The sequence below is a fragment of the Amycolatopsis sp. genome, from assembly GCF_036008905.1.
Taxonomy (GTDB): domain Bacteria; phylum Actinomycetota; class Actinomycetes; order Mycobacteriales; family Pseudonocardiaceae; genus Amycolatopsis.
In genome coordinates this window covers 1-5,351 of sequence record NZ_DASYMU010000015.1, presented here as the reverse complement: position 1 = coordinate 5,351, position 5,351 = coordinate 1, and the positions used below count along the sequence as shown (strand labels likewise).

Here is a 5,351-nt window from a genome sequence, read left to right as displayed (position 1 = left end):
GCGCTACTCGACGGTGACCGGTGTCGCGCGTGATGACCTGGATGACGGTGGCGCGTGGCTGTACGCGGAGACTGTCCGTCAGATCCATGCGTTGAACCCGGGTACCGGCGTCGAGTTGCTGATCCCGGACTTCAACGCGGATCCTGAGCAGCTCGCCGAGGTTTTCTCTTCGCGGCCTGAGGTGCTGGCGCATAACGTGGAGACGGTGCCGCGGATTTTCAAGCGGATTCGTCCTGGTTTCCGCTACGCGCGGTCGTTGTCGGTGATCACCGCGGCGCGGGAGGCCGGGTTGGTGACGAAGTCGAATCTGATCCTGGGCATGGGCGAGACGCCGGACGAGGTCGCTCCGGCGATGCGGGATCTGGTCGACGCGGGGTGTGAGATCTTGACGATCACGCAGTACCTGCGGCCGTCGCCGCGGCACCATCCGGTGGACCGCTGGGTGAAGCCGGAGGAGTTCGTCGAGCACTCGAAGGCCGCTGAGGCGATGGGTTTCGCGGGGGTCATGGCGGGGCCGTTGGTCCGCTCGTCCTATCGAGCAGGACGTCTGTACGCCCAGACGAAGGCGCACCGCGGCGAGACGCTCCCCGACAACCTGTCGCACTTGGTCGTCGAGGGCGCGTCCGCGCAAGAAGCCAGCTCCGTCCTCGCCAGACTCGCGAAGTAGCTACTTGGTCGGAGGGATATAGCGCCGGGAGAGGTTCTCCTCTGTCGACGCGCCCTCCTCCCAATGCGCGATCCACGGGCCGGTGCCCTCACTGAGGTCCAGCACGCCCTCTTCGAGCCAGGTGTGCCGTCCTTTGAGGACATCGGCCGTGAGCCGGAAGTCGAGGTCGTCGGTGTTGTCCCACAAGGCATCGAACAGCTTCTCGACGCGCAGGCGTGACTGCTGGCAGAACGCTTCGGCCAGTTCGTAAGCCGCCGCGCCGCGCGAAGGATCGTCACTGCGCTGCATCTCGGCACGGACGCAGGACGCGGACATCGCGAACAGTTCGGCCCCGATGTCGACGACCCGGCCCAGGAAGCCTTGGCGCTTCTCGAGTCCGGCCTGCCAGCGCGCCATGCCGTAGAACGTCGACCGCGCCAGCTTGCGCGCGGTGCGCTCGACGTAGCGCAGGTGGTTCGCGAGCGGCCCGAATTCGCGGAACGACGTCGGCACCTGCCCCTTGCCGCTCACCAGCTGCGGCAGCCATTTCGCGTAGAAACCACTGGCCTTCGCCGCCGCTTTCGCCTTGCTCTTGACGTCCGCGTCGGCGTCGGCCAGGGCGCCCGCCGCCGAGAGATGCGCGTCGACGGCCTCGCGCGCGATGAGCAGATGCATGATCTCCGACGAACCCTCGAAGATCCGGTTGATCCGGAGGTCCCGCACCATCTGCTCGACCGGCACCGCGCGTTCTCCACGCGCCGCAAGGGATTCCGCCGTCTCGTAACCGCGGCCGCCACGGATCTGCATCAGCTCGTCGGCGATCAGGCACGACATCTCGCTGGCCCACAGCTTCGCCAGCGCCGCCTCGATCCGGATGTCATTGCGGCCCTCGTCGCTCATATGCGCGGAGAGGTCGAGGACGGCTTCGAGCGCGTAGGTCGTCGCGGCGATGAACGAGATCTTGCTCGCCACGGCACCATGTTCCGCCAGCGGTTTGCCCCACTGGACGCGTTCCGCCGACCATTCGCGGGCGATCTTCAGGCACCACTTCCCGGCGCCCGCGCACAAAGCCGGGATCGACAGGCGACCGGTGTTGAGCGTCGCCAGCGCGATCTTCAATCCCTTGCCCTCCCCGCCGACGACGTTCTCCTTGGGCACGCGGACGTTGTGGAACCGCGTGACGCCGTTCTCGATACCGCGCAGGCCCATGAACTGGTTACGCCGCTCCACGGTGAGCCCCGGCGAGTCCGCTTCGACGATGAACGCCGTGACGCCGCCGCGGTGGCCCTCGCTCTTCGGCACCCTGGCCATCACGACGACAAGCTCGGCGACCACCCCGTTGGTGGTCCAGAGCTTCACGCCGTTGAGCTCGTACGCCTCGCCGTCCTCGGTCGGTGTCGCCGACGTCGCGAGCCGCGCCGGGTCGGATCCGACGTCGGGCTCGGTAAGCAGGAACGCCGTGACCGCGCCCTTGGCGCAGCGCGGCAGGAACTTCGCCTTCTGTTCCGGGGTGCCGGCGAGTTTCAGCGGCTCCGGGACGCCGATGGACTGGTGCGCGGACAGCAGCACCCCGAGCGTGGAGTGCACCGAGCCGACCAGCATCAGCGCCTGGTTGTAGGCGACCTGCGTCAGCCCGAGGCCGCCGTACTCCTCGGGGATCTTGACGCCGAAGCAGCCGAGTTCGGCGAGGCCCTTGACGTACTCGTCCGGGATGCGGGCCTCGCGCTCGATCACCGCGCCGTCGAGGGTCTCGCAGTACGCGCGCAGGTCGGTGAGGAATTTCGTGGCCTTGGCGGCGGCTTCCGGCGTCGGCCGCGGGTGGGGGTGAACGAGATCGAGGCGGAATCGGCCGAGGTAGAGCTCTTTGGCGAAGGAGGGCTGGTTCCAGCCGCTCTCGCGGGCTTCCTCGGCTACTGCCCGGGCTTCCTTCTCCGTCACCTTCGGCTGGTCGGCCACGGCCGCCTCCTCGCTGTGTGAGCCAGTGTGAGTCACATCACTACCCACGAGTGTTACCCATTGGTAGCGAATTCGGAAGCCACTGTCGGCACGAGGATTAGATTCGGCCGTATGCCCGAACTGAACCTTCCCGGCCCGATCGGTTTCGTCATGGGCGGTGGCGGCAGCCTCGGCTCGATGCAGGTAGGCATGCTGCGTGCGCTCGCGGAGGCCGGAATCAGCCCCGACCTGGTGACCGGCACGTCCGTGGGATCGCTCAACGCCGCGGTGCTCGCGATGCCCGGCGGCGACTCGGCGTCCCGGCTGCAGAAGATCTGGTCGTCGATGACCAAGCACGAGGCTTTCCCCGGCGGGGTGTTCAGCCAGGTGCGGACGCTGCGGCACAGCAAGACACATCTGTTCCCGAACACCGGGCTCGCGTCGATCATCGACGAGCACATCGGGCACGGCTTGCGCTTCGAGGACCTCGCGCTGCCGCTCGGTGTCGTCGTCACCGACGTCGACACGGCCAAGCCCGTCCTCCTCCGCGAAGGAGAACTACGCCCGGCACTGCTGGCGAGCGCGGCCATCCCCGGCATCTACCCGCCGGTGGAGCACGTCGGCAAGCTGCTCTACGACGGCGGCCTGGTCGCGAACGTCCCGATGCGCCAAGCGCTCGAAATGGGCGCCAAGTCACTGGTCGTGCTCGACTGCGCGTTCCCTGGCAAGATGCCGGGCGCGCCGCACACCTTCGCCGAGGTGCTGATGTTCACCGCCATGATCAGCATGCGGAACCAGGCCGTGCTGGAAGCGCCGATCGCCGCCGCGGAAGTACCCGTGGTCTACCTGCCGGGACCGGCGCCGATCCGGCTCAGCCCACTGGATTTCACCCGGACCGCGGAATTGACCAATCAGGCATATGAGACGGCCCGGACATATCTCGAAATTCTCGAGGTAACCGGCCCCGGACTTTATGGAAGCCCGGGGCTCGTGCTGTAACGGAACGGTGACACATCCCACGGGCGGGCAACAACGCCACGGAAAAGACGTCCTAAGTTCGCGTAGTTTTGAGGTTAATGGCCGCACACCCGATATTACAAAAAAGAGACAAAATGTTTCCCAAGAAGAATTTACTTTCTCCGGCAAGACCCCGTATCACGGGCGTCACCGGGTTTCTCGTCGCGGCGCTCGTACTTTCGGCGTGCAGTTCGGACGGCGGCAGTCCGTCGGTGGGCGGGCCCGCGCCGTCGGGCAGCAAGCCGAGTGAGCCGGCCGTGGCGGTGACGATCGATCCGGCGGGGGGCACCAACGTCAACCCGGCGACGCCGATCACCGTCAAGGCCACCAATGGCACGCTCGTCGACGTCACGGTGACGAACACGGCCAAGGGAAAGACCGTGGCCGGAAAGCTGGCCGAGGACAGTCTCTCCTGGGTGTCCACCGAGCCTCTGGGATACGGCAGCACGTACAAGGTCCTGGCGCACGCCAAGAGCACCAACGGAACGCCGATCGAGCAGCAGAGCCAGGTGACGACGCTCAAGCCGAAGCAGCAGGCGAACGCGAACCTGATCCCGGCGCCGTCCGCGGTCGCGAGCACCGGCGTCGGGGTCGGTCAGCCGATCGTGTTCAGTTTCGGCCAGTCGGTGAAGAACAAGGCGGATGTCGAAAAGCAGCTGTCCGTCGAATCGACGCCGAAACAGGAAGGCGGCTGGTTCTGGATCGACGACAAGAACGTCCACTACCGCCCGAAGGTGTACTGGCAGGCCGGCACCACATTGAAGGTCACCGCCAATATCTACGGCGTCGATTTCGGCAACGGCGTTTTCGGAGCCGAGGACCGCACCGAAACGTACAAGGTGCACGATTCGTGGATCGCGAAAGCCGACGGCAACACCGAGCAGATGCAGATTTTCCACAATGGCGAAATGGTGAAGTCCATGCCCATTTCGCTGGGAAAGGACGCCACGCCGACACATCTCGGCGCGCACGTCATTTCGGACAAGCACGAGAACTACACAATGGACTCGTGCACCTACGGCGTCTGCCAGGGGCAGCCCGGCTACTACAAGTCCAACGAGAAGTGGTCGCAGCGGATCTCGAACGACGGTGAGTTCGTCCACGAGAACCCGAACAGCGTCGGCGCCCAGGGCAGCTCGAACGTCTCGCACGGCTGCATCAACCTGAACTCCGCCAACGCGCAGTGGTTCTACCAGAACTTAGGCCTCGGCGACGTCGTCGAGGTGACCAACTCCGGCGGCCCACAGCTCCCGGTCTGGGACCTCTACGGCGACTGGACCCAAAGCTGGACCCAATGGCAAGCCGGCTCCGCCATCAAGTAACCCCCTCCGCTCGCTCCGAAGGCCACCTTGCCCCGCAAGGTGGCCTTCCCCATGTCCCCACCCGTCCCCAGCCTGCCCTCATCCGTGCACACCCCGCACGCACCCGTGCACAGACTGCACTCGGGCCGATCCGGGGTAAGTGCACTCTGTGCACGGGTGAGTGCACTCCCTGACCGCGTGAACGCGATCTGTGCACGGATAAGTGCATTCCAGGGCGAAAGGTTGTGGGCGCAGAAAAGCCCGGAACCCCGGGAGAACCATGCAGGTCCTCGACCGGGGTTCCGGGTCTTTTTAAATTGTGTCCGGCGGTGTCCTACTCTCCCACAATCCTTCGACTGCAGTACCATCGGCGCTACCAGGCTTAGCTTCCGGGTTCGGAATGGGACCGGGCGTTTCCCTGGCGCTATAACCACCGTAACTCTACGAAACAA

4 protein-coding genes and 1 rRNA gene are annotated in these 5,351 nt (G+C 65.6%); 3 read left to right on the top strand and 2 right to left on the bottom strand.

The genetic code is table 11. The features are described from left to right. A partial coding sequence (locus VGP60_RS02700; protein WP_327546209.1) for a lipoyl synthase occupies positions 1–667 on the top strand: 667 nt, incomplete at its 5' end. On the opposite strand, the gene VGP60_RS02695 is transcribed toward VGP60_RS02700, so the two are convergent. After that, a complete protein-coding gene (locus VGP60_RS02695; RefSeq protein WP_327546208.1) occupies positions 668–2,602 on the bottom strand; it encodes an acyl-CoA dehydrogenase family protein in 1,935 nt (644 codons plus the stop codon). Positions 2,603–2,713: 111 nt separating this feature from the next. On the opposite strand from VGP60_RS02695, the gene VGP60_RS02690 reads away from it, so the two are divergent. Both VGP60_RS02690 and VGP60_RS02685 read left to right on the top strand, forming a co-directional pair. Beyond that, on the top strand, positions 2,714–3,580 hold the full coding sequence (locus tag VGP60_RS02690; RefSeq protein ID WP_327546207.1) for a patatin-like phospholipase family protein: 867 nt from the start codon (positions 2,714–2,716) through the stop codon (positions 3,578–3,580). 113 nt (positions 3,581–3,693) lie between these two features. After that, positions 3,694–4,920 carry a L,D-transpeptidase gene (locus VGP60_RS02685; protein WP_327546206.1) on the top strand — a complete coding sequence of 409 codons (1,227 nt, stop codon included), beginning with the start codon at positions 3,694–3,696 and terminating at the stop codon, positions 4,918–4,920. A 300-nt stretch (positions 4,921–5,220) separates the two neighbouring features. Here VGP60_RS02685 and rrf read toward each other — a convergent pair. Then, a 5S ribosomal RNA gene (rrf, locus tag VGP60_RS02680) occupies positions 5,221–5,337 on the bottom strand. Positions 5,338–5,351: the final 14 nt, after the last annotated feature.